Annotated in this window: 1 protein-coding gene and 1 pseudogene; both read right to left on the bottom strand. The window is 37.7% G+C overall.

The features are described from left to right. Nucleotides 1-442 (bottom strand): annotated as a pseudogene (locus BN587_RS11270) (ABC transporter substrate-binding protein); the annotation flags it as partial. Nucleotides 443-478: 36 nt separating this feature from the next. Beyond that, on the bottom strand, nucleotides 479-1,534 hold the full coding sequence (locus BN587_RS01180; RefSeq protein WP_044483904.1) for an ABC transporter substrate-binding protein: 1,056 nt from the start codon (nucleotides 1,532-1,534) through the stop codon (nucleotides 479-481). Nucleotides 1,535-1,722 lie beyond the last annotated feature (188 nt).

Here is a 1,722-nt window from a genome sequence, read left to right as displayed (position 1 = left end):
CAAAGGTAGAATGCCAGCCGACAAGCAAATCAGGCTTCAGCATCATGGTTGTTTCCAGGTCTAAAAGCTGTAGTCCGGTATAAGGTATTTTGCTGTACTGCTCCTGATATTCCTTGCGGAAAAACTTTTTGTCCGGCACGCCGTTACCGGCAATAATGCGGTCACCCACACCCAAAGCCAGCAATGTTTCAATGCTGTTCTGCCAGACTGCCACCACTCGCTCTGGCGGCTTTGTATATATCATCTTCTCAGGCTCGCCCTGAGTATTGTAGTTTTCGATAGTTACCGGATAGTGCGCAGGGTTATAGGCATATTCTGCCGGTTGGTTAAAGCGCAATAGCGCTTCTGGGTTTTCCTTTACCGGCAGAGTAAAGATGTTGCGTTCGCAGCCGGTGAGCAAAATAGTAAAGCCAAAAATTATAATAAATAAAAGCTTTTTCATAACTCCCCCTATCATTTTTCTTTTCCAATAACATTTTTAAAAAAATCCCGGATCAGGATATAAATCAGGATATAATCCATGAGCTATTATTTTTATACCATCCATAGTCCTGACTCCAGGCGTATAAATAGCATTCAACGGCAACGCAACTATACGCTTGTTCTTAGTACAAGTTAAATGCTGAAATTCTCTTCTTGCGTACACCTCTTGCATAATAGTATCTTTATCTTTATATCTCGTTTCTCCGATTAAATAAAAAATCACATCAGGATCATATTCGATTATTTGCTCCGCACTTATTGACTTTTGATCAGCTGCCAATAATTCACCATTCAGTCTTTTTACTAAATCTCCGGCCAACGAGTTTTCTCCGTAAATTCCTAACTGTTTACCCATACCGGCAAGTATTAAGGCACGGGGACGTTTTTTCAATTTGCGAGTATTGTTTACAACATCATTAATTTCTTTTTTCATTGCATTAACAATCTCTTCCGCCTTCTCCGATTTATCAAAAACCTTCCCTAAATTTAAAATATCATTAAATTCATTTTCTAATATCTGACCATTAGGTAACCAAGCAGATGATACAGCAATATATGTCCCTGTTCCTCTTTTATGCCAAAAATCTGTGCTTCGTAAATATTTAGAAGTAAAAGTAGAATACCAGCCTATTATCATGTCAGGCTGTAGCATCAAGATAGTTTCCTGATCTAAATTTTCTATGCCTTTTATGGGAATATCTTCATACTGCTTTCTGTATTCTTTCTTGATGTATTGTGGGCTGAATACTCCCATTCCGGCAACAATTCTGTCGCCAACACCAAGCGCAATTGCTGTTTCAATAGAATTTTGCCAAACACAGACTATTCTTTGCGGAGGTTTTGAAAAAGACTGCTTTTCAAAGGTTCTGCCTGTTTTCAGGTTTTCAATGCTCGTCGGATAATGTGCAGCATCATATGAATACTGTATAGGTTTATCAAAACGTTTTAATGCTTCAGGATTTTCCTGCACAGGTAATTTAAAGTAACTACTCGTACAACCGCTAAGCAGTAACGAAATAATCACGCTTAATCCTATCCATAACTTTTGCATAATATCACCATTAATACTTAAGAATATGGCAAAGCACTACTGCGCAGGCAGTAGTGCTTCACCTAAAAAATGAAATACTATACCTTGATATGTATCTAAAAATTATCGGTGCTTTAATTTTCTTTATATAAATATGTCTCTATATTGATAAACATATCTCGGATCAGCAGTCCATGAATCCCATTCCT

Origin of the sequence: Phascolarctobacterium succinatutens CAG:287 (genome assembly GCF_000434895.1) — a bacterium.
In the GTDB taxonomy this organism is placed as follows: Bacteria; Bacillota; Negativicutes; order Acidaminococcales; family Acidaminococcaceae; genus Phascolarctobacterium_A; species Phascolarctobacterium_A succinatutens_A.
Note: the sequence above shows the minus strand (reverse complement) of the source record. Positions and strands in the feature narration are given on the sequence as shown.

Excerpts from the sequence above, each read along its gene's own strand:
- BN587_RS01180 (WP_044483904.1), bottom strand. The coding sequence starts at position 1,534 with ATGCAAAAGTTATGGATAGGATTAAGCGTGATTATTTCGTTACTGCTT.